The sequence below is a fragment of the Gordonibacter urolithinfaciens genome (assembly GCF_900199375.1).
GTDB classification, from domain to species: Bacteria; Actinomycetota; Coriobacteriia; order Coriobacteriales; family Eggerthellaceae; genus Gordonibacter; species Gordonibacter urolithinfaciens.
Genome location: NZ_LT900217.1, coordinates 2,920,392 through 2,939,082, shown reverse-complemented (window position 1 = coordinate 2,939,082; position 18,691 = coordinate 2,920,392). Strand labels below are relative to the sequence as shown.

Here is an 18,691-nt window from a genome sequence, read left to right as displayed (position 1 = left end):
ATCGGCGCCGCACCAAGGGCGGCCGAAGGGCCGCGCGGGGCATTACGGGGTTGCCTCCATAAAGGGCCGTCCTCACGAGGTCAGCATGCTACCAGCGGCGTCGGCTCCCTGTAAAGGCGCTTCACGGAACGTTGGCTGCGTTGAAACCGTGCCGTTACGAAGCCGTCCTTATCCGGCTGCACCCGCGCGCGGGACAAGCGGCGAGCCCAGTCGCGCAAGCTCGCCCGCCACCGTCTCCACCAGGAGGGGCAGCGCGGCGGCCACCTTCGGCGTGAGGCCCACCGTCATCACGGCCGGCGAAGGGTTCTCCACCTGCATGCCCAGGCACAGGCCCTCGGCCTCGTAGCCCAGCAGCGTGGCGGCGTCGAACAGGTCGACGAGCTTCAAGTCGTGCAGCGATGCCGTGGCACCCGAGTGGCGCGCCATGGCGTCGGGCTCGAAGCGGAACACGGTGCCCGGCTCGGCGTCCGTGCCGTCTACCGCGTCCACGGTGAGGAGCACGTCGAAGTCGCGCACGTACGGCAGCATATCCATGCTCAGGCAACCCACGTCGAAGAACTCCACGTTGCCGGGCGCCTCGTAGCGCTCTACCAGCTCCTCGTACACGGCGGTGCCCAGCCCGTCGTCCAGCATGAGCTTGTTCCCCACGCAGAACACCCCGATGCGCCGCACAGCGCCGCCCTCCGGCGCGCCCGCGGCGCCGCCGCGAACCTGGGCGCTTCCTTCCGATGCGCTCGCAGCCGCACGCTCGTCGGGCAACAGGCCGTCCTCCGGCGCGCCCGTCGCGACCGCGCCGCCCGCGGCATGCTCCTCCCCCATGCCCATCACGCCCCCAACGTCGGGCGGATGGCCAGGTTGTAGTAAGTGGCCCCGGCGATCATGACGCAACCCGCGACCACGCTCACCGCAGCCCATACGCGCTGACGGCGCAAGTACGCATCCTTCTCCACGCCGCGCGAGGCGGCGCGATGCGCGGCGAAGGGCTGCCCGATGAGGGAGAAGGCCACCGTGCCCGCCGTGAGCGTCACGAAAACGGCTGCCGCCACGATGAGCGCAAGCGGCGTGCGCTCCGTCCATGCCGCGTAGAACGTGTTGTCCGCGAACAGCCAGATGGGATAGAACAGGAGCGCCGCCCACATGCCATGAGCCGGCCCCCAGATGGGCGGAAGGAACAGCGCACCCACGTTGAGGCGCGGTATACCCTCCAGGAACTTCTCTTCCCGTGCGATCTGCTGGTCCGTCAATTCAGCCACCGATATCTCCTTCGCTCTCGTGATCGCCGCCTATTATAGCGAAGCCGTCGCCTGCAGAAGGCGCAGGGGGCCAAGCGGTTTTCCGTGACGGTTCAACGCCAATCCAAGCCGCGACATGTCAAACGTGCTATCATATGACACCAAGATGATAACATTAATGGATCGAGAGGCACCTCATGGACATACTCGCCATCGCCGGATCGCTTCGGCAGGGAAGCTACAACCGCCAGCTCGCCGAGGCCGCGGGGGCTGCGCTGGGCAGGCTGCACCCCGAAGCAGGCTTCCGGCTGCTCGCTTGGGACGACGTCCCGCTCATGAACCAGGATATCGAGCACCCTGCGCCCGGCGCCGTGGCGCGCGTCCGCGACGAGGTCAAGCGCGCCGACGGGCTGTGGCTGTTCAGCCCCGAGTACAACCACGCCATCCCCGGCCCGCTGAAGAACCTGATCGACTGGCTCTCGCGCCCTGTGAGCGAGGCCGAGGGCCAGGTGCTGGCCGGCAAGCCCGTGGCGCTGGCCGGCGCCAGCATCGGCATGAGCGGGGCGGCGCATGCGCAGGAGCAGTTCGTGGGCGTGCTCAGCTTCCTGGATGCGCGGATCATGAACCAGCCGCGCCTGGCCATCCCCCACATTGCCACCCAGGCCGCAGACGGCGTGCTCGCGCTGGACTCCTCGGCACCCTACCTGGAGCGGCAGGCGCGGGCGTTCGTGCGCTTCATCGAGCGCGAGGGCCTCTAGCGCCGGTCGGGCGCAGCCTCCTCGCAGCCGTGGACTCCAGCGCCACCCGCGGCCTCCGCGCCCGCCGCGCCCGCGCAGCCGTCCCCGCACGCTGCGGCCTCCGCGGGCGGCGCGCCCTTGCCTCGCTCGGACAGCACGAGCCCGGCGCAGGTCAGCACGACGCCGACGCAGATCTGCGGCGTGAGCGGCTCGCCCAGCACCAGCACCGACGCCGCAACCGTGATCACCGGCACGAGGTAGATGTAGGCGCTCGTCTTCACGGCGCCCAGAAGCTTCACGGCGATGCCCCACGTGGCGAAGCACGCCGCCGACGCGCCCACGCCCAGGAACAGCATGTTCGCGGCCGCAACCGGATCGGCGAACCGCTCGATGCCGAACTGGAAGTCCAGCAGGAACAGCGCCGGCACCATGAGCACGAGGCCCCAGGCGAACGTGCGCTTCGTCATCTGGATGGTGTCGTCGCACAGCAGCGAAAGCTTGCGGGTGAGCACGGCGTAGAACGCCCACACGGCCGCGGCCGCCACCGCAAGCGCGTCGCCCACCACGCCGCCCGTGCCCAGCCCCTCCCAGCTGATGAGCACGATGCCCGCCATGGCAAGCGCGAACCCGGCGAAGAACACCGGGTGCAGCTTCTCGTCGCGCAGCAGCGCCGAGGACAGCAGCGCCGTGAAGAACGGGTTCACCGCCACGATCACGCCCACGTTGCTGGCCGTGGTGTAGGTGAGCGCGATGTTCTCGAACAGGAAGTACAGCACCACGCCCGTGAGGCCGGCCGCCGCTACGAGCGCCTCCTCGCGCCAGCCGCCCAGCCTCACATGGCGAGGACGGCACGCCCACAGCACCAAGAACCCTATGAGGAAGCGGTAGAACAGTATCTCGATGGGCGCGAAGTCCACGAGCAGCACTTTCGTGGCCACGAACGTCGTGCCCCACACCGCCACGGTGAAGAGCGCGAACAGGTGCCCGCGCGCCGCCGACCCTCCGGCCGCCCGCGCGACCTTCGCCGCCTCGCGCGCGCTCATGAGGCATCCCCCGCGCAGGCGGCGCGGTAGCGCGCCGGCGTGAGCCCCGTCACGTTGCGGAACACGCGCCCGAGATGGGCCTGGTCTGCGAAGCCTGCGAGGCCGGCGGCCTCTACGGGCGTGCAGCCCTGCTCCAGCAGGCTCTTCGCGTGCATGACGCGCACGGCCGCGATATAGCGGCCCGGCGTGATGCCCAGCTCCCTCTTGAAGGCGCGCACGAGCGCATAGCGGCTCGTGCGCGCGACGGCCGCCAGGTCCTCGAGCGCGATGCGCTCGGCGTAGCGCTTATCCACGAACGCCCGTGCGGCGGCCACGGGGCCTCCCGGCTCAGCATACGCCCGCGCGCCGCCGGCCGCCGCGTCGGCCGCGTCGAGAAGGGCGCGCAGCAAACCGTCGAGCTCGTCGAGCGCCGGTGCTCCCTCGTGCGCTCCCCGCTTGAAGAACGCGTCCGCCCGCTCGAACAGCGCGGGATCCCGCAGCACGGGAACGGCGAACCGTGGCGCGGGCGCGGCGGGTGCCGAACCGTCCGCGGCCCGTCCGGACGGGCCCGCAACGGCCCCGACCTCGGCAGTCGGCGCGCCTCCCGTGGCGCGGGCGCGCTCGGGCACGTCCGCCGGTCCCCCGTCCGGCCCGGCAAGCGCGGCCATCGCGGCCACCGGCACGTTCGCGCAGCGGTACGCGAACGGCTCGTCGTCGAGCGGGTCGCAGGCATGGGGGTCGCCGGGGTTGACCAGGAACACGTCGCCGGGCTCCAGCACGTGAAGCTCGCGGGCGCTGATGGCGAGCGCGCGGCGGCTGGCGTACAGGGCTCCCACCACGTAATGGTCGTGCAGGTGGTTCGGGAACGCCCGGATGTTCCCGGCCAGCGAGCACACCTCCACGAAGGACCCGTCGGGGCGTGCGAGCGCCCGCACCTCGCGCGCGTCCATGCCCCGCGGCTCCTCCGCCGCCTGCGGACCCCCGGTCCGCCCGCCTTCGCATCGCATATGCCTGCTCTCCTTTCGCAAAGGCACAGTATAGTCGATGCATGCGCCGCGGCGCTTGTACGTTATTGCACGCCCGGCAGACGGCGCACGCCTCTCCGCCCGCGAAAAAGGGAGGAGACCCGGTTTCCCAGGTCCCCTCCCTCATGGAGACGCGATGCGCGGGGCGAATGCCGAGCGCTTACGCCTTCTCGCCGTGATGCAGGTCGTCGTCGCCCACGATCGTGTGGTGCTCGGGATCGTACACGAGTCCGCCATGCTCCTTCCAGAAGAACATGAGCAGCGTCGGGGAGATGCCCTCGATGTTCGCCAGGTAGATATGGATGAACATGAAGCAGATGAAGACGTACATCATGAAGTAGTGGATGATGCGCATCGACATGAGGCCGCCCACCAGATCCGTGCCGGCCGCGAAGAAGCCCATGTTCATCGTGGGAGCCCACAGGGCCAGGCCCGTGTAGAACATCAGGATGATGAGGATGGGGATGGCCAGGTAGCTGATCTTCTGCGGAACGCCCAGCTTGGCGCCCAGCGGGTGGTCCTTCTTCAGGAACAGGTAGTACTTGATCCACGCGCCCAGCTGGTGGCGGTTGTCGGCCTGGGGCAGCCAGGTCTTGTAGTCCGTGACCTGGTAGCGCGTGCCGCCGTCCGGCGAGGACTTCACGAAGAAGGCCATGATCACGCGGACGATGCAGTTGATGAACAGGATGAAACCGCAGAACACGTGCACGCCGCGGGCGATGCCCATGAACGCGGGCCAGAACGGGAAGTGAATGCTGAAGCCCGTGACGATCAGCAGGATCATGCAGACGAGGTTGATCCAGTGCGTGATGACGAAGGGCATCGGATGCGCTTCGCGGTAGTGTGCCAAGTGCGCCATGTTACTTCACCCCCCAAGGGCTCGTGACGGTCTCGAAGCTCTTGCCCGTCGCCGGCTCGGTGATGTGGACCGCGCACGCCGTGCAGGGGTCGAAGCTGTGCACCGTGCGCAGCGCGTTGATGGGCTTCTCGATGTCGCCCACCGGGTTGCCGATGAGGGCCTGCTCCATCGGGCCGCTCTCGCCGTTGGCGTTCTTCGGCGCGAGGTTCCAGGTGGTCGGGATGATGATCTGATAGCCCGTGATCTTGCCGTCCTTGACCTCCTCGGAGTGGTAGAGCGCGCCGCGCGGCGCCTCCCAGAAGCCGGTGCCGGAGCCGGTGATGGTGGCGGGCTCGCGGAAATACTCGCTGTCGCCGCTCTTCACGGCCTCGCAGAGCTCGGCGACCCAGTCCTTCATGAGGCCGGCGATGTAGAGCGTCTCGATCTGGCGGACGGCGGTGCGGCCGAGCGTGGACTGCGCCACGCCGATCTGGCCGGGGGCGCCCAGCGCCTCCAGCAGGCCGTCTACCTGCTCCACGATGAACGGCACGTTGCGCTTGTACGCCGCGAGGATGCGGGACAGGCCGCCGGCCTCGTAGGGCTTGCCGTCGTAAGCGGGGCACTTGACCCACGTGTAGCGGTCGTTCACGTCGTAGGAGGTGAACTCGGGCTCGGTGACGAAGTACGGGGAGGTGTAGGTCTCCTCGCCCCTGTACCAGGAGTGGCCCATGTACTCGGTGATGAGCTCTTCCTTCACGTCGGAGAGGTTGAGCTTGTCGTCGATGACGCCCATGGGCAGGTAGCGGTCCTTGAGCTCCATGCTCTCGTTCTCGAATACGCCCCAGGCCACGTAGCGGCCGCAGCCCTTGCCCCAGTTGAGCGCGTCGATGTAGTACGGCGCGATGGCGAGCGTGTCGGGGATCATCGTGGCCTCGACCCAGTTGTAGATCTCGTCGACGAGGTACTTGAGGTCGTCGAGCTTCTGGTCGGTGGGAACGAACGCCGTGCCGCCCGGGATCAGCGTCATGACGTGCGGCATCTTGCCGCCGATGATGGCAGAGACCTGGGAGGCCTTGGCCTGCATCTGCAGCGCCTCCAAATAGTGGGCCGTGCAGATGAGGTCGAGCTCGGGCGGCAGCTTGTAGCCGGTGCCGTCCTCGGCGTCGAACCAGTTGCCCGAGAAGATGGACAGCTGGCCGTTGTCGGCGAAGTTCGACAGGCGCTCCTTCAGGGCCACGAAGTCGCTGTTCGTGGACGTGCCGGCGGCCTGGGCGAGGTCGTAGGCGTCGGCCGCGTCGGCCTTGAGGGCGTTGAGCGGGTTCACGTAGTCCAGCGCAGCCAGGTTGTAGAACCACAGGATGTGGCTGTGCAGGAACTGGGCGCCTTCCAAGATGTTGCGGATGATGCGCGCGTTGTTCGAGATCTTGATGCCGTAGGCCTTCTCGGCCGCGATGGCGGACGAGTGGGCATGCGACACCGGGCACACGCCGCAGATGCGCTGCACGATCTGCGCGGCGTCTTCGGGCGTGCGGTTCTCCACGACCATCTCCATGCCGCGGAAGCAGCCGCCGGATACCCAGGCGTCGGAGACCTTGCCGTTGGTGACCTCCATCTCCACGCGGAGGTGGCCCTCGATGCGGGTGATCGGGTCGATAACTGAACGGGTCATGTAGGCTTACCTCCCTTCTTCTTCATCGGATTCGACAGCCTTCGCGTTCGCGTTGCGGCTGCTCTTCTCGCACGCGGCCTTGGCCTCGTCGCGCGTGAGGTCGTACTTCCCGATCGCCTTGTCGGGGTGGTTCTTGTCCCAGGCGCGGACCTTCTCGAAGTCGGCGCCGCCGTCCATGCGGCCCGTGATCTTCATGCCGAAGCCGTGCACGACGAGCGCGGCGGCCAGGATGCCCGTGATGCCGAGCGCGATCGTGCCGGGCTGAACCATCCAATCGCCGATGCGCAGGTCGCGATGGCGCTTGTAGAACGGGGTGTTGACCTCGACCCAGTTGTGGCCGGGATCGTTCGGCGCAGCCTCGCAGCAGCCGATGCAGGGGGAACCCGCCTGCACGCACCAGCTGCGGCGGTTGTTCCACAGCGTCACGCCGCAGTTGGACTTCGTCTGCGGCCCGCGGCAGCCGAGCGGGTACAGGCAGTACCCCTTGGCCTCCTCCTCGGAGCCGAACTGGTAGACGAACTCGCCGTTCTCGAAATGGCCGCGACGCTCGCAGTTGTCGTGGATCGTCTGGCCGAAGATGCCCTCGGGCTTGCCCTCGTTGGTGAGCGGGGGCAGCTTCTCGAGCATGATCACGTCCACGAGCACGGACACGAGCCACTCGGGGTTCGCGGGGCAGCCGGGGATGTTGATGACATCCACATCGATGCCCGCCTTCTCCAGGAACTGCTGCACGCCGAGCGCGCCCGAGCTGTTCGGATGGGCGCCCATCCACCCGCCGTTGACGGCGCAGGAACCCAGCGCCACCACGGCGTTGGCCTTCTCCGCAGCCTCGATCAGGTGCTCCGTGCCGGGCTTGTCGGCCACGCGCAGCGCCTGGCCTTCCCAACCCTCCAGCACGGCACCCTCGTACACGAGGATGTAGTTGCCGGCCTCGATCGTCTGCTCCTTGGCTTCCTCCATCGACCAGCCCGCAGCCGCGGAAAGCGTCTCCGAATAGTTGAGCGAGATCAGCTCCAGCACGACGCTCGCGGGATCCGGCGTCTCGACCTGGGCGAACGACTCGGTACATCCCGTGCACGACGCGCCTTCGATCCAGATGACCGGGTAGAGCTTCCCCTTCGTAGCGCCGATCACGGATTTCTCGAGGGCCTGCGCTATCTGCGGCGCGGCGAGCTGGGACAGCCCGGCAGCCGCGGCAACGGCGCCGCAAAGCTTCATGAAGCTCCGCCGCGTCACACCGCGAGCGGAGAGCATCTCCTGAAACTCTGAAACCGTGGCCTCTGTTTCCATGTGCACACCTCCTCAGGTGCTTCTCGTCTGACATTCACTGCTAGCATTTTCCCCGAGAAGTGTTTCTTGTGGCTTAGCGTCTACGCGAGCGCAACGTTTGGGCCGCAAATGGTACAAAAATGTTACAGATACCTCTACTCGTAACATGATTTATGCAGGTTAGGCGCGATTTTATGCAAAATCTCGCATAACGGGGCCAACCTCCTCGAACCATGTGCGATACAAGGCCGCTCATCGAAAAACAGGAGAAATGTTGGATTCCTGCATATAAGCGACCCACTCCTCGGGCAACACCGCTCGGAAGGATATCATAAGATGGCGCGCAAAGCGACCGGCACATCCGCATCGACCGAAGGACAACCCCATGCCCGTCTCCGCACCCGTGTTCGCCTACCTCGGCCCCGCCGGCACCTACACCCACGAGGCCGCCCGCGCCTTCGCGGCGCGCCTCGGCATCGACGAGCCCGCGCTTCTGGAATGCGCGTCGTTCGACGAGGTGTTCGACGCCGTGGACCGCGGCAAGTGCGAGTTCGGCGTGGTGGCGAAGGAGAACTCGCTCGAGGGGTCGGTCACGGCCACGCTCGACAACTTCGCGTTCAAGAGCCAGGCCTCCATCCTGGGCGAGCACGTGCTCGACATCCACCACTGCCTGGTGCTGCACCCCGACGCGAAGTTGGAGGACGTGACCTGCGTGGCCTCGCACGCCCAGGGGCTCGCGCAGTGCCGGCGCTTCCTGGCCGAGCGGCTGCCGGGGCGCGCGACGATCACCACGTCGTCCACCGCCGAGAGCGCGCGCATGGCCGCCGAGGACGTGCACGTGGCCGGCATCGCGAACGCCTTCGCGGCCGAGCTGCACGGCGCGCGCGTGGCCGAGCGCGACATCGAGGACCATTTCGGCAACCAGACGCTGTTCGCCCTCATCGGCCGCCAGGGCCACCCCGCCGTGTTCCGCGGCGAGCGCTACAAGACCTCGCTCGCGCTGTTCCTGCAGGTGAACCGCGCCGGCACGCTCAACATGATACTGTCGGAGTTCGCCTACGCGGGCATCGACCTGTCCATGATCCAGTCGCGTCCCACCAAGCAGCAGCTGGGCGACTACATGTTCTTCATCGAGTTCGAGGAGAGCGCGAACGCCCTGGCCGTGCAGACCGCCTTGAACTGCCTGAGGCTGAAGCTGCGCGAGGTGAAGGTGCTCGGCAGCTACCCCGTGGATTAAGGGCGTTAGAGCGCCAGGATGCCCAGGTGCTCCAGCAGGATCTTCGTGCCGATGAGGACGAGGACGACGCCTCCGGCGATGGCGGCGGCTTTCTCGTAGCGCGCGCCGAAGCGATGGCCCACGGCCACGCCCACGAGAGCCAGCACGAACGTGGTGGCGCCGATGAGCCCCACGGACAGGGCTATGTCCACGCGCAGGAACGCGAACGTGATGCCCACGGCGAGCGCGTCGATGCTCGTGGCGATGGCGAGCATGACGAGCTCCCGCAAGTCGAGCCTGCCGTCGGCAGGGCAGGACAGCTCATCGTCGTCCTCATGGAAGGCGTCCCACAGCATCTTGCCGCCGATGAGCGCCAGCAGGCCGAAGGCAATCCAGTGGTCCACCGGCGTGATGTAACGTTCGAACTGCGTCCCCAGCGCCCAGCCGAGGAGCGGCATAAGTCCCTGGAAACCGCCGAAGAACAGCGCGATGACCAGCGCCTGGCGCATGTCCAGGCGCTTCATGCACAGGCCCTTGCACACCGATACGGCGAAGGCGTCCATCGACAGCCCCACCGCGATCAAGAACAGCTCCGCGAATCCCATGGTCGTATTCCTCTCGTCTTCTCCGCGATCCCCCTGGCCGCGCCGCAGCGCCGATCCGGGCTGCAGGCAAAAAAACACCGGCGCGTGCGCACCGGCTGCAGAAGCGAGCGGTGCGGCGTCGAGCGCCACACCGCGAGTCTTGTCGTTTCAGGTTGCGCCAGCTTCGAGAAGAAGCAGCATGTTGACGCAGCCGCACCCTTCGGCGCCGACTACTCCCCCACGGGATTCGGATATTCTAGCACAGGTTTCCGCCGCCAAGACGGGAAACGCCATGCCGCAGCCTCCGTTTTCGTCCGCTTCCCTGATCAGGCGTAATATGCTCTATCACCTGCTCAGGAGCTTGCCGAGACGTGGACGAGAACAGAGGCTATGGCAAACACCGGCCCCGTGGCGCCCAGTCGACGCGGACCATAGCCGCCCCGCCCCCTAAGCGAAGAGCAGGTCGCCCTCCCGGCGGAAGAAGCCCTCGGAAACCAGGTCGGCGACGATGCCGTCGAACACGTCCGCATCCACGCAGGGGCGGCCGGCAGCCTGCTCGAAGGCGTCCAGGCGCTCGGCCAGCTCCGGCACGGCGATGCCCGGAGCAGCCAGCACGATGCGCACGAGCTCGGCGCGCTTCTGCCGTCGCGACCCCTCGAAGGCCGACTGGCGCGTATGGTGGGCGCTGCGCCGCGACGGGTTCGCCACCTGCGTCTTCAGATGCGCACCGTAGTCCAAAAGCGCGTAATACCATGCCCGGGCGCCCTCCTCGGGGCACGTGTCCGCCACGAGGGGAGCCAGCTCCCGATCCCTCACGCCCTCGCGGTTCGGGAACAGCTCGTGCAGGAACACCGTGCGCACGTTCGTCTCCAGGTAGAGCGAGGGGCGGTCGAAGGCGAACGCCACGACGCCGGCCGCCGTGGCCGGGCCGATACCGGGCAGCTGCACCAGCTCCTCGGCCGTGCAGGGCAGCTGACCGCCGCGCTCGGCGGCGCAGAGGTCGGCCGTCCTCTTCAGCGCAAGGGCACGGCGGTTGTAGCCGAGCCCCTGCCACTGGGCCAGAACGTCGGACGTGTCGGCCGACGCAAGCGCGTCGATCGTGGGGAACAGCGCCATGAAGCGCTCCCAGAACCGCCCCACGCGCGCCACCTGCGTCTGCTGGAGCATGATCTCGGACACGAGCACGGCGTAGGGGTCGTCGAGGTTGCGCCACGGAAGGTCGCGGTAAAGAGCCGCCCCCCGCTCGCGCACGAGCGCCGTGAACGCCTCGCGGTCGGGCACGGCGGGCGGCCACGCGGGCCGCGGGCCGTCCGTCAGCGGCATGGGCCCTGCGTGCAGGTCCGGCGCGCGCACGCGCAGGCGCTCGCCCGCGCCTCCGACGCGTCGCGGGGCACGACGGCGCCGACGTCCGGCGAGGGCGCCTCCCCCGCGCCCATGGCCCCCTCCACCACGGGATGGGTGGCTCCCTGTTCGAACAGGTCCTTGAGCGTGATGGATGCGAAGTAGCCGTTGAGCAGCCTGTCCGCGCCCTGCCACACCTTGTTGTAGGCGCATTCCGGCTGCTTCTGGCAGTAGTCGGGATCCAGGGCGCACAGCGAGATGCTCACCGGCCCCTGGATGGCCTCCAGCACTTCCAGCAGCGTCACCTCGGCCGGATCGCAGTTGAGTATGAGACCGCCGTGCGCGCCGCGCACGGTCTTTATGAGGCCTCCCTTCACCAGGTCGTGCTGGATACTGCGCGCGAACGCGTAGGGTATGTCCTCGTCCTCGGCGATGTCGGACACGGATACGTAGGCGTCGCCGCTCTTGTAGGCGGCCCGGAGGATACGGCAGGCGTAATCGCAGCGTCGCGTGATATCCATAAAGTCTACTCCTCGGTTCCTTTCAGCAGATCGTCGAGATGGTCGAGGTCGCGGCGGAAGTCCCGCACGACGGCGTCCTCGAGGGCACGGTACTCGTCCGAGTCGAGCGGCTGGTATGCCGCCAGCTTGTCGAACAGGTTGTCTGCGGTGACGGGCACGTAGCGCCGTGCCACGAGGCTGGCCTTGTAGGCTTCCTCGATGGCCTCGCGCGCCGCCATGTAGATGTCGTAGCGGGGCATGCCGGAGGACAGACGCACGAGGTCGACCCGATTCACGCCGCGCAGCGACGGATGCTCGCGCGCGATCTCCATCCAGATGTCCACGCGCTCCTCCGGCGTGGGATAGTCGATGTCCACGATGGACAGCGGCTCCAGCAGGTCGTAGAAGAACGGGTCGATCTCCCCCGCCTCCGCCGCCGAGGCCAGCACGAACACGTCCGGGTTCTCCACCGCCGAGCGGACGAGGCCGATAGCCTCGCGCGCGCCGCGCGACAGGCTGGAGAACACGAAGCCGCCGAAGTCGTCGCCGCCCTCGGTCATGGGCGACGCCCACAGGTCCAAGTCCTCCAGCATGAGCACGCCCGGCCCCTCGAAGGCGTTGCGCGCGGCGTTGAGCTGGGGCTGGTTGTCGGCCTGCGCCATGACGCACAGCACGGGCATGCCCTGGAGGTTCTCCTCCATGCGCATGCGGATGGCCGGCATGTCAAGCTCGCCGAGCGTGGCCGCCATGAAGCGGTTCGCGTCCTCGCGGGCGGGCGAGCGGAAGAGTATCGCGTCGGCAGCCGGCATGCGGTCCAGGCCGTGGCGCGCGTTGAGCAGCTCCACAAGGCTCTGGAACTGGGGGTCGTCCTGCATTCCCAGACCGAAGTCGCGCATGAGCGCTACCGCGTCGTTGTAGCCGACGATATCGGCGTAAGAGATGCGCTCGATCGCCGACACCACGGCGTGCGCGTCGGCATCGGCGCCCATGGCGTCCTCCACCGCCTTGGCAGCCTGGGCGAGCGCCGAGGCATGCTCGGAAGATGCGCCCTTCCCCTGGTCGCCCTTCGTGTCGCCCGCCTCGCGCCGCCAAGCTGCGGCGTCCTTGTCGGCTTCCCCGGCGTTCTCGGCAGCCTTCGCCGTATCGTCCCCGGCCTCGGCAGCCTCCGCCTCCTCCGGGTCGGGCAGCGCCGCACGCGGTGATCGCGGGAGCGTGACGTGCTCCACCTTCATGAGCCGCGGCGCATCGATGCCGAGGAAGTCCTGGGAGATCATGTCGGTCATGTCCTCCAGGTCCTCGCGCGTCAGCCCGAACTCCTCCAGCTTGTCGAGCGCAAGGCGCTGCAGCTGCTCGGCGCAAGCGGCCACCTCGTCGGAGGCCAGATAGGGCTCCAGCTTCTCGAAGATGTACTCGGCAAGCGAGCGCTCTTTCAGCTTGCAAGCCAGGGCCCATGCCTGGCGGAGGCCCCCCACGGCCTCGTCGTCGGGCGCGTAGGCGCCGTGCGCCCCCTTCTCGAAGGCGGCGAGGTACAGGTGCATGCCCAGCACCGCGTCGCCCGCCGCGCAAGCTTGCGCGGCACGGTGCAGGTAGTCGGCGGCAGAGTTGCCGTATTCGTCGTTCTGGCTTGGTGAGCTGTTCGCGTCAGCGTTCTCGAACATGGACCCACCTCCTTCGCAAGTATGTTTCGCCTGTCAGATGCGCAATTGTATATGGTCAAGTCGCATTTTACCGGACTGGAGGGCAGGCGCATAGGGCGCGCCGCAAAAACCTCAAAACGTCACGGGATGGAAAGGGATGGGACAGGGGGACGGGGATGCCGCCGCAAGCGAATGAGACGTCATCCCCGTCCCCCTGTCTCACCAGCCGAGAACCGTCCAGCCCTTCTCGCGGGCCGTGCGGGCGAGCGGGCGGTCGGGGTCGACGGCAAAGGCGTGCCGGGCGGCGCCCAGCACCGCGCGATCTGAGTGGTGGTCGCCGTAGGCGCTGTCCAGCACCCAGTTCCCCGGCCCGAAGCGGTTGTCGCCGAAGCGCTGCACGGCCGCTATCTTCTCCTCGCCCTCCACGGGCAGGCCCTCCACCTCGCGGGTGTACGTGCCGTCGGGCGCCTTGCGCATGCGCGTGGATATTTGGAACGCGAAGGGATGGTGCTCCATGGCGCGCAGGATGATGGGCTCGAACGTGGCCGAGATGACCACCACCGTGTCGCCCGCCGCCGCATGGGCGCGCATGGCGGCATCGGCTTCGGGGCGGAACAAAAGCGCGATGCGCTCGTCGTAGAAGTCGGCCAGGAATCGGTCCACCTCCTCGGCCGATCGCCCTTCGAACGCCGTGAACACCAGGCTGCGCACCTTGCTCTCGTTCTGGGGCAGGCGCAGCTTGTAGGCCGCCGCCCACAAGAGGATGCGGAAGATCACCCGCTTGCGCAGCATGCCGCGCTCCATGAGGTGCTGCACGAGCAGCACGGGCGAGTTGCCCTCGATGCTCGTGCCGTCGAAGTCGAACACTGCGAGCCGCGCCGGCCCGGTGCCCTCGCGGCCCGTGTCAGGGCCGGCGAACGGCACGCCGTCGCCCTGGTGTTCTTCCGTATTCGTCTCCCCCGGTCGGGACATAGGCCATCCTCATCGTCGCGACGAGGTCCGGCCCGCATGCCCGGCCGCGGGCCCGCGCGCGGCCGGGCCCCTCCCGCGGTCGCGCTAGTCCTCGATCTCGTCGATAGTCTCAGCGAACTGTGAATTATACAGCTCCGCGTAGAAACCGCCAAGTTGAAGCAGCTCCTCGTGCGTGCCCTGCTCCACGATATCGCCGTCGCGGATGACGAGGATGAGGTCCGCGTTCTTGATGGTGGACAGGCGGTGCGCGATGACGAACGAGGTGCGCCCGGCCATGAGGTTGTCCATGGCCTTCTGGATGCGCTCCTCGGTGCGCGTGTCCACCGAGCTTGTGGCCTCGTCCAGGATGAGCATGCGGCGGTCGGCCAGGATGGCGCGCGCGATGGTGAGCAGCTGGCGCTGTCCCTGGCTGATGTTGCTGGCGTCCTCGTTGATCTCGGTGTCGAAGCCCGCAGGCAGCGTCTGGATGAAGTGGTGCACGTAGGCCGCCTTCGCCGCCGCCTCCACCTCCTCGTCGGTGGCGTCCAGCTTGCCGTAGCGGATGTTGTCGCGGATGGTGCCGTGGAACAGCCACGTGTCCTGCAGCACCATGCCGAACATCGAGCGCAAGTCGTCGCGCGCGAAGTCGCGGATGTCGTGGCCGCCTATCTTGATCGAGCCCGACTGCACGTCGTAGAAGCGCATGAGCAGCTTCACCATCGTGGTCTTGCCGGCGCCGGTGGGGCCCACGAGCGCCACGGTCTGCCCCTCGGTGACGCGCGCCGAGAAGTCCTCGATGACGGGCTTGGCCGGATCGTAGCCGAAATGAACATGGTCGAACTCGACCTCGCACTCCACCTCGCCAGACGTCACCGTCGCATGGTCCGGCTCCTCCTCGGGCTCGTCCAGGAACTCGAAGATGCGCTCGGCGGCGGCGGCCATCTGCTGCAGCACGTTCGACACCTGCGTGAGCTGCGTTATGGGCTGCGTGAAGTTCTTCACGTACTGGATGAACGCCTGGATGTCGCCCACGGTGATGACGCCCTGCACGGCCAGGAAGCTGCCGGTGATGGCCACGGCCACGTAGCCGAGGTTGCCCACGAAGTTCATGATGGGCTGCATGAGGCCGCTGAAGAACTGGCTCTTCCACGCCGAATTGTACAGGCGCGCGTTCGTCTCGTTGAAGTTGTCCACCGTGCCGTCCTCACGGTTGAACGCCTTCACGATGGCGTGGCCGGAGAACGTCTCCTCCACCAGGCCGTTGATCTCGCCCAGCGTGCGCTGCTGCGCCAGGAAGAACTTCTGCGAGCGCTTCACCACCACCATGATGAGCACCACCGACACCGGAAGGATGACCACGGTGATGAGCGTCATGAGCGGGTTGATGGTCAGCATCATGACGAGCACGCCGACGATGGTGGTGACGGACGTGATGAGCTGCGTGACGCCCTGGTTCAGGCTCTGCCCGAGCGTGTCCACGTCGTTGGTGATGCGCGAGAGCGTGTCGCCCACCGAGTTGCGCTCGAAGTAGCCCATGGGCATGCGGTCGATCTTCTCGGCGATGGAGCGGCGCAGCTGGTAGCTGGTGCGCTGCGACACCGACGACATGATCCAGCCCTGCACGAACGAGCAGGCCGCGGACAGCAGGTACAGCCCCAGCGTGAACAGCAGGATCTGCGCGATGGCGTCGAAGTTGATGCCGCCCGAGCCGTCGATCTTCGCCACAATTCCGTTGAACAGCTCGGTCGTGGCCGTGGACAGCACCTTCGGCCCGATGATGTTGAACACCGTGGAGCCGATGGCGAACACGAGCACCACCACGAGTGCCGCCTTGAAGCGGCCCATGAAGGCGATCATCTTCTTGAGCGTGCCCTTGAAGTCCTTGGCCTTCTCGCCGGGCATCATGCCGTGGCCGGGCCCGTGGCCGCCCATGGGGCCGCGGCGCAGCGGGCGGCGCGTGGCCGCCCCATTCGCCTGAGCGCTCATGCCGCATCACCTCCGTTCAGTTCCTCGGCCGAGAGCTGCGACATCGCTATCTCCCGGTACTCCTCGCAGCTCTCCATGAGCTCGCCGTGCGTGCCCTGGCCGACGATCCGGCCGTCGTCGAGCACGACGATCTTGTCGGCGTGCAGGATGGTGGAGATGCGCTGGGCCACGATGACCACCGTCTTGCCGCCCAGGCGCGTGTGCAGCTCCTGGCGCAGCGCCGCGTCGGTCTTGTAGTCCAGCGCCGAGAAGCTGTCGTCGAAGAGGTACGCCCGGGCCTCGGTGGCGAGCGCGCGGGCGATGGCCAGGCGCTGGCGCTGGCCCCCCGACACGTTCGTGCCGCCCTGCGAAACCTCTGCGTCGAGCCCCTCGGGCTTAGAGGCGATGAAGTCCGATGCCTGGGCCACCTGGGCCGCCAGCTCGACGCGCTCCTCGGGCATGCCCTCGTCCGAATAAGCGATGTTCGATTGGATGGTGCCGCTGAACAGGAACGCCTTCTGCGGCACGTAGCCCAGCTGCGCGCGCAGCGCCTCCTGGCTCACGTCGCGGACGTCCACGCCATCCACGGTGATGGAGCCGCAGGTGACGTCGTAGAAGCGCTCGATGAGCTTCACCACCGTCGACTTGCCCGACCCGGTGGAGCCGATGATGGCCGTGGTCTGCCCCGGCTCGCAGGCGAAGTCCAGGTTCTCCAGCACGCATTCCTTCGAGTCGCCGTACTTGAAGCTCACGTCGTCGAACACGATGCGGGCGCCGCCCGTGCGGCCGGCCAGCTCGGCGTCGCGCGCCGTCTCGGGCGCGGGGTCGCAGATGGTGGGCTGCTTCTCCAGCACCTCGTTCACGCGCTGCGCGGCCACGTCGGCGCGCGGCAGCATGATGGAGATCATGCCGATCATGAGGAAGCTCATGATGATGACCATGGCGTAGGTGATGAACGCGATGAGGTCGCCCGTCTGGATGGTGCCGTTGTCGATGTAGCCGCCGCCCACCCACACGATGAGCACGGACACGCCGTTCATGATGAGCATCATCAGCGGCATCATGAACGTCATGACGCGGTTCGTGAACAGCTGCGTCTTCATGAGGCGCGTCGAGGCCTCGTCGAAGCGCTGCTCCTCGAAGGGCTGGCGGTCGAACGCGCGGATGACGGGCAGGCCCGTGAGCATCTCGCGCGAAACGAGGTTCACGCGGTCGATGAGCTTCTGCATGATCTTGAACTTGGGCATGGCCACCTTCATGAGCACGACGATGAGGATGCCGATGACCACCACGGCCAGCACGATGATCCAGCTCATGGCCAGGTTCGTGCGCGACACCATGATGATGCCGCCGATGGCCAGGATGGGCGAGTACAGCACCATGCGCAGCAGCATGACGGTGACCATCTGGATGAGCTGCACGTCGTTGGTGCCGCGCGTGATGAGCGAGGCGGCCGAGAACGACTGCACCTCGGCGTCCGAGAACGACACGACGCGCCGGAACAGCTTCGCGCGCAGCGTCGCGCCCACCTTGGCGGCCGTGCGGGAGGCGAGGAAGCCCACGAGGATGGCCACCGCCATGCCGAGGGCCGCGAGGCCCAGCATGGTCAGGCCGATGCGCACGAGGTAGCGCATCTGGATATCGGACAGGTTGTAGCCGAGCTGCTCGTACTCGGCGCGCGCGGCTGCGATGGCCTGCTGGTCGACGATGGAATCCCCCATGTCGCCCATCTGCTCCTTCGCCTTGTCCAGCATGTCGAGTATCTGCTGCTTCTGCACGGCGCCCGCCTGGTAGGCTTGCAGGGCCTGGTCGAGGTCGAGGTCGGGAACCTGATGGGAGTAGTGGATGGCCACAAGCGGCAGAGACACCATGCGGTCGAGCTCGGCCTGCTCCTTCTCGCCCTGGGCGTTCAGCTTGTACGTGCCCCGGTCGGTCTTGGCGTAGGCGGCATCGAACGTCTTCTCGTCGCCCTCCGGCAGCATCATGGCCACGAGGTCGTGGGTGCGGGCGGTCATCTCCTCGGTGGCGGCGTGCTCAACGCCCGACTGCTGGATGCCCACGTCCACGATCTGGGACGTGTAGTTCGGCAGCGCCAGGTCGGTGAACGCCTGCACGATGAGCAGGCACACGATGAGCACGACTGCGATCTTGGAGTTCTTGAGGTAGCGGACTATGCGCACGGGGCATCTCCTCCTTCGGGGTCGCGCGGCACAGAGGACGCGGCGCCAAAGGGGCATGGCGCCGACCCGTCGCTCGTGTGCGTGAGGTCGTGGAACGCCACGACGCGTTTGAGGATGCGCACGAGGTGCGCCATGTCCTCCTCGCCCACGAACGCCATGACCTGCTCCATGTGCTCGTCGCGCATACGGCGCCCCTCGGCGGCGAACCGGCGCCCCTCGGCGGTGAGGTTCACCGTGACGGCGCGGTAATCATCTCCCGAGCGATGCCGCTCGATGAGGCCCTTCTCCTCGAGCGCCTTGAACGTCTGCGACAGCGCGCTGGGGGTCGTGTGCGAGAGCTCCGCCACACGACCGGGCCTGATAGGCTCGCCGTGCTCCTCCAGCATCGCCACCGTCATCATGGTGCGCGCCTCGGAGGGCGTCACGCCTTCGGGCGTGGGCGGGGTGATGCGGTCATGCCGCATGCGCTGCATGAGCTCGTACAGCTCGCGCTTCGTCTCGGCGAACGATTCGTCCACGGCGTCT

Annotated in this window: 17 protein-coding genes; 2 read left to right on the top strand and 15 right to left on the bottom strand. The window is 67.4% G+C overall.

Translation table 11 applies throughout. From position 1 onward, the window contains the following. Positions 1 to 168: 168 nt before the first annotated feature. Entirely contained in the window at positions 169 to 819 is a 651-nt protein-coding gene (locus BN3560_RS12590) for a hydrogenase maturation protease (RefSeq protein WP_096228689.1), read from the bottom strand. 5 nt (positions 820 to 824) lie between these two features. After that, the gene (locus BN3560_RS12585; RefSeq protein ID WP_087190557.1) at positions 825 to 1,253 is read right to left on the bottom strand and encodes a viscotoxin-A3; all 429 of its coding nucleotides are present in this window, start codon (positions 1,251 to 1,253) and stop codon (positions 825 to 827) included. 176 nt (positions 1,254 to 1,429) lie between these two features. Here BN3560_RS12585 and BN3560_RS12580 point away from each other — a divergent pair, with 176 nt between their 5' ends. Then, entirely contained in the window at positions 1,430 to 1,990 is a 561-nt protein-coding gene (locus BN3560_RS12580) for an NADPH-dependent FMN reductase (protein ID WP_096228314.1), read from the top strand. Here the strand turns inward: BN3560_RS12580 and BN3560_RS12575 are convergent. The 5 genes from BN3560_RS12575 to BN3560_RS12555 all read right to left on the bottom strand — a co-directional run bounded on the left by BN3560_RS12575 (position 1,987) and on the right by BN3560_RS12555 (position 7,813). Next, positions 1,987 to 3,012 carry a DMT family transporter gene (locus BN3560_RS12575; protein WP_087190555.1) on the bottom strand — a complete coding sequence of 342 codons (1,026 nt, stop codon included), beginning with the start codon at positions 3,010 to 3,012 and terminating at the stop codon, positions 1,987 to 1,989. The two genes, BN3560_RS12580 and BN3560_RS12575, sit on opposite strands and share 4 nt — an antisense overlap. After that, positions 3,009 to 3,941, bottom strand: a complete 933-nt coding sequence (locus tag BN3560_RS12570) for an AraC family transcriptional regulator (RefSeq protein ID WP_161959468.1) — start codon at positions 3,939 to 3,941, stop codon at positions 3,009 to 3,011. Before BN3560_RS12570 ends, BN3560_RS12575 begins: the two co-directional genes overlap by 4 nt. Before the next feature lie 235 nt (positions 3,942 to 4,176). Beyond that, positions 4,177 to 4,875, bottom strand: coding sequence for a cytochrome b/b6 domain-containing protein (locus BN3560_RS12565; protein ID WP_096228312.1), 699 nt, complete (start codon positions 4,873 to 4,875; stop codon positions 4,177 to 4,179). Between the two features lies 1 nt (position 4,876). Beyond that, a complete protein-coding gene (locus BN3560_RS12560; protein WP_087190552.1) occupies positions 4,877 to 6,523 on the bottom strand; it encodes a nickel-dependent hydrogenase large subunit in 1,647 nt (548 codons plus the stop codon). Between the two features lie 6 nt (positions 6,524 to 6,529). Continuing rightward, the gene (locus BN3560_RS12555) at positions 6,530 to 7,813 is read right to left on the bottom strand and encodes a hydrogenase small subunit (RefSeq protein ID WP_087190551.1); all 1,284 of its coding nucleotides are present in this window, start codon (positions 7,811 to 7,813) and stop codon (positions 6,530 to 6,532) included. Positions 7,814 to 8,177: 364 nt separating this feature from the next. Between BN3560_RS12555 and pheA the strand changes: the two genes are divergently transcribed. Continuing rightward, complete coding sequence (pheA, locus tag BN3560_RS12550; protein WP_087190550.1) at positions 8,178 to 9,029, top strand: prephenate dehydratase; 852 nt, start codon at positions 8,178 to 8,180, stop codon at positions 9,027 to 9,029. 5 nt (positions 9,030 to 9,034) lie between these two features. Here pheA and BN3560_RS12545 read toward each other — a convergent pair whose 3' ends face one another. The 8 genes from BN3560_RS12545 to BN3560_RS12510 all read right to left on the bottom strand — a co-directional run bounded on the left by BN3560_RS12545 (position 9,035) and on the right by BN3560_RS12510 (position 18,684). Continuing rightward, the gene (locus tag BN3560_RS12545; protein ID WP_096228311.1) at positions 9,035 to 9,613 is read right to left on the bottom strand and encodes a manganese efflux pump MntP; all 579 of its coding nucleotides are present in this window, start codon (positions 9,611 to 9,613) and stop codon (positions 9,035 to 9,037) included. A gap of 426 nt (positions 9,614 to 10,039) precedes the next feature. Then, a complete protein-coding gene (locus BN3560_RS12540; RefSeq protein ID WP_087190651.1) occupies positions 10,040 to 10,915 on the bottom strand; it encodes an HhH-GPD family protein in 876 nt (291 codons plus the stop codon). Next, the gene (locus BN3560_RS12535; RefSeq protein WP_096228310.1) at positions 10,906 to 11,454 is read right to left on the bottom strand and encodes an RrF2 family transcriptional regulator; all 549 of its coding nucleotides are present in this window, start codon (positions 11,452 to 11,454) and stop codon (positions 10,906 to 10,908) included. The genes BN3560_RS12540 and BN3560_RS12535 overlap by 10 nt, the downstream gene beginning before the upstream one ends. A gap of 5 nt (positions 11,455 to 11,459) precedes the next feature. After that, positions 11,460 to 13,091: a ribonucleotide reductase subunit alpha gene (locus tag BN3560_RS12530; protein WP_096228309.1), complete on the bottom strand. Its 1,632-nt coding sequence runs from the start codon at positions 13,089 to 13,091 to the stop codon at positions 11,460 to 11,462. A 198-nt stretch (positions 13,092 to 13,289) separates the two neighbouring features. Beyond that, positions 13,290 to 14,042, bottom strand: a complete 753-nt coding sequence (locus BN3560_RS12525; RefSeq protein ID WP_087190546.1) for an HAD family hydrolase — start codon at positions 14,040 to 14,042, stop codon at positions 13,290 to 13,292. Between the two features lie 84 nt (positions 14,043 to 14,126). Next, positions 14,127 to 16,007: an ABC transporter ATP-binding protein gene (locus BN3560_RS12520; protein ID WP_096228308.1), complete on the bottom strand. Its 1,881-nt coding sequence runs from the start codon at positions 16,005 to 16,007 to the stop codon at positions 14,127 to 14,129. Then, the gene (locus tag BN3560_RS12515) at positions 16,004 to 18,166 is read right to left on the bottom strand and encodes an ABC transporter ATP-binding protein (protein WP_096228307.1); all 2,163 of its coding nucleotides are present in this window, start codon (positions 18,164 to 18,166) and stop codon (positions 16,004 to 16,006) included. The genes BN3560_RS12520 and BN3560_RS12515 overlap by 4 nt, the downstream gene beginning before the upstream one ends. After that, positions 18,157 to 18,684 carry a MarR family winged helix-turn-helix transcriptional regulator gene (locus tag BN3560_RS12510; RefSeq protein WP_096228306.1) on the bottom strand — a complete coding sequence of 176 codons (528 nt, stop codon included), beginning with the start codon at positions 18,682 to 18,684 and terminating at the stop codon, positions 18,157 to 18,159. The genes BN3560_RS12515 and BN3560_RS12510 overlap by 10 nt, the downstream gene beginning before the upstream one ends. Positions 18,685 to 18,691: the final 7 nt, after the last annotated feature.

Excerpts from the sequence above, each read along its gene's own strand:
- BN3560_RS12590 (WP_096228689.1), bottom strand. The coding sequence starts at position 819 with ATGGGGGAGGAGCATGCCGCGGGCGGCGCGGTCGCGACGGGCGCGCCG.
- BN3560_RS12580 (WP_096228314.1), top strand. The coding sequence starts at position 1,430 with ATGGACATACTCGCCATCGCCGGATCGCTTCGGCAGGGAAGCTACAAC.
- BN3560_RS12575 (WP_087190555.1), bottom strand. The coding sequence starts at position 3,012 with ATGAGCGCGCGCGAGGCGGCGAAGGTCGCGCGGGCGGCCGGAGGGTCG.
- BN3560_RS12570 (WP_161959468.1), bottom strand. The coding sequence starts at position 3,941 with ATGGACGCGCGCGAGGTGCGGGCGCTCGCACGCCCCGACGGGTCCTTC.
- BN3560_RS12565 (WP_096228312.1), bottom strand. The coding sequence starts at position 4,875 with ATGGCGCACTTGGCACACTACCGCGAAGCGCATCCGATGCCCTTCGTC.
- BN3560_RS12560 (WP_087190552.1), bottom strand. The coding sequence starts at position 6,523 with ATGACCCGTTCAGTTATCGACCCGATCACCCGCATCGAGGGCCACCTC.
- BN3560_RS12555 (WP_087190551.1), bottom strand. The coding sequence starts at position 7,813 with ATGGAAACAGAGGCCACGGTTTCAGAGTTTCAGGAGATGCTCTCCGCT.
- pheA (WP_087190550.1), top strand. The coding sequence starts at position 8,178 with ATGCCCGTCTCCGCACCCGTGTTCGCCTACCTCGGCCCCGCCGGCACC.
- BN3560_RS12545 (WP_096228311.1), bottom strand. The coding sequence starts at position 9,613 with ATGGGATTCGCGGAGCTGTTCTTGATCGCGGTGGGGCTGTCGATGGAC.
- BN3560_RS12540 (WP_087190651.1), bottom strand. The coding sequence starts at position 10,915 with ATGCCGCTGACGGACGGCCCGCGGCCCGCGTGGCCGCCCGCCGTGCCC.
- BN3560_RS12535 (WP_096228310.1), bottom strand. The coding sequence starts at position 11,454 with ATGGATATCACGCGACGCTGCGATTACGCCTGCCGTATCCTCCGGGCC.
- BN3560_RS12530 (WP_096228309.1), bottom strand. The coding sequence starts at position 13,091 with ATGTTCGAGAACGCTGACGCGAACAGCTCACCAAGCCAGAACGACGAA.
- BN3560_RS12525 (WP_087190546.1), bottom strand. The coding sequence starts at position 14,042 with ATGTCCCGACCGGGGGAGACGAATACGGAAGAACACCAGGGCGACGGC.
- BN3560_RS12520 (WP_096228308.1), bottom strand. The coding sequence starts at position 16,007 with ATGAGCGCTCAGGCGAATGGGGCGGCCACGCGCCGCCCGCTGCGCCGC.